Raw genomic sequence first — 2,680 nt, forward strand, 5'->3', positions numbered from 1 at the left:
ATTCACATTACTTATCGCATTTCGCTGCGTTCTTCATCGATGCCAGAACCAAGAGATCCGTTGTTGAAAGTTTTGATTCATTTGTATTTTGCCTTGCGGCACACTCAGAAGAAACTGTAAAAACAAAAGAGTTTGTGGCCTCCGGCGGGCGCCTGGTTCCGGGCCGCGAAACCGAAGAGGTTCCGGGCGCCGGGGCGGCTCCGCCGAAGCAACGTAAAGGTATGTTCACATGGGTTTGGGAGTTGTAAACTCGGTAATGATCCCTCCGCTGGTTCACCAACGGAGACCTTGTTACGACTTTTACTTCCTCTAAATGACCGAGTTTGGAGAGCTTTCCGGCCCTGGGTGGTAGTTGCCCACCTCCCTGGGCCAGTCCGGACGCCTCACTGAGCCATTCAATCGGTAGTAGCGACGGGCGGTGTGTACAAAGGGCAGGGACGTAATCAACGCAAGCTGATGACTTGCGCTTACTAGGGATTCCTCGTTGAAGAGCAATAATTGCAATGCTCTATCCCCAGCACGACGGAGTTTAACAAGATTACCCGGGCCTTTCGGCCAAGGAAGTACTCGCTGGCTCCGTCAGTGTAGCGCGCGTGCGGCCCAGAACATCTAAGGGCATCACAGACCTGTTATTGCCTCAAACTTCCATCGGCTTGAGCCGATAGTCCCTCTAAGAAGCCAGCGTACTGCCAAAGCAATACGGGCTATTTAGCAGGTTAAGGTCTCGTTCGTTATCGCAATTAAGCAGACAAATCACTCCACCAACTAAGAACGGCCATGCACCACCACCCACAAAATCAAGAAAGAGCTCTCAATCTGTCAATCCTCATTGTGTCTGGACCTGGTGAGTTTCCCCGTGTTGAGTCAAATTAAGCCGCAGGCTCCACCCCTGGTGGTGCCCTTCCGTCAATTTCTTTAAGTTTCAGCCTTGCGACCATACTCCCCCTGGAGCCCAAGCACTTTGATTTCTCGTAAGGTGCCGAACGCGTCAAAAAATAACATCGTCCGATCCCTAGTCGGCATAGTTTATGGTTAAGACTACGACGGTATCTGATCGTCTTCGATCCCCTAACTTTCGTTCCTGATTAATGAAAACATCCTTGGCAAATGCTTTCGCAGTAGTTAGTCTTCAATAAATCCAAGAATTTCACCTCTGACAATTGAATACTGATGCCCCCGACTGTCCCTATTAATCATTACGGCGGTCCTAGAAACCAACAAAATAGAACCACACGTCCTATTTCATTATTCCATGCTAATGTATTCGAGCATAGGCCTGCCTGGAGCACTCTAATTTTTTCAAAGTAAAAGTCCTGTTTCCCCGTCACACCCAGTGAAGGGCATGAGGTTCCACAGAGGGAAAGGCCCGGCCGGACCAGTACACGCGGTGAGGCGGACCGGCCAGCCAGGCCCAAGGTTCAACTACGAGCTTTTTAACCACAACAACTTTAATATACGCTATTGGAGCTGGAATTACCGCGGCTGCTGGCACCAGACTTGCCCTCCAATTGTTCCTCGTTAAGGGATTTAAATTGTACTCATTCCAATTACAAGACCCAAAAGAGCCCTGTATCAGTATTTATTGTCACTACCTCCCCGTGTCGGGATTGGGTAATTTGCGCGCCTGCTGCCTTCCTTGGATGTAGTAGCCGTTTCTCAGGCTCCTTCTCCGGGGTCGAGCCCTAACCCTCCGTTACCCGTTGCAACCATGTTTGGCCAATACCCAAACATCGAAAGTTGATAGGGAAGAAATTTGAATGAACCATCGCCGGCGCAAGGCCGTGCGATTCGAGAAGTTATCATGAATCACCAAAGAGCCCAGAGGGCATTGGTTTTTAATCTAATAAATACATCCCTTCCGAAGTCGGGATTTTTAGCATGTATTAGCTCTAGAATTACCACGGTTATCCAAGTAGTAAGGTACTATCAAATAAACGATAACTTATATAATGAGCCATTCGCAGTTTCGCTGTATAATTGCTTATACTTAGACATGCATGGCTTAATCTTTGAGACAAGCATATGACTACTGGCAGAATCAACCAGATAACTATCGTCCGCCGCGGAAAAACGGCAACCGGTGCTGCGAGCAGCGCCGGAGAGATGTCAAGTTCACTGGGTGGCGTCCGGAGACGCGCCGGGCAAAGCACCTGCGGCAGGAGCCGTGGGCGCCGTGCGAGCCGGCAATCCGCTTTCCCACTCATGTGTTCCCCAGCGAAGCCGTCGACCACACTGAGCCCGAACGGGCGGCGTGTGGCCTGGGGCACGCCAGGAGAAGGACTCAGCGCCCGACTTCAGCCATTGCGGCGTCCGGCGGGCGTGGTTGCCTTCCGTTGCTCGATGGTAGAACTCGCCAGAGGCCAGTAATCCACAGAACCCATCCCTACAGCGGCGATTGCCGGGGCATTCGTCGCCTTCAGGGCATCCCCAGTACGCCGTGAAGCCTGAGCGACCGGTTTCGTGGGGGCCGACCAACACTATGAATCCCTCGCTAGCGAGACCGGAGCCTGCAAGCCTGTTCAAGGGACCACGCAATGAAAGTCTTCAAGATATGGTACAGTTGTTTGATTGCGGTTGTGTTGTGGCCGGCCGATTGCTCGACTGGCCACCCGCTCTCACATACCCTCCGAGCTCTCTGGTGGGGCGCCCCCGCCACCCGGCACTCGTTGGCCACTTTTGA

Annotated in this window: 2 rRNA genes (1 of these 2 running past the window's edge); both read right to left on the reverse strand. The window is 52.1% G+C overall.

The features are described from left to right. Window positions 1–89: ribosomal RNA gene (locus EDX97_RS11930) — 23S ribosomal RNA — on the reverse strand; it reaches 3,476 nt to the left of the window's first position. A 160-nt stretch (window positions 90–249) separates the two neighbouring features. Next, a 16S ribosomal RNA gene (locus tag EDX97_RS11935) occupies window positions 250–2,054 on the reverse strand. Together the 16S and 23S rRNA genes form the textbook arrangement of a ribosomal RNA operon. Between the last annotated feature and the right edge of the window lie 626 nt (window positions 2,055–2,680).

Origin of the sequence: Absicoccus porci, assembly GCF_003725415.1 — a bacterium.
Classification (GTDB): domain Bacteria; phylum Bacillota_I; class Bacilli_A; order Erysipelotrichales; family Erysipelotrichaceae; genus Absicoccus; species Absicoccus porci.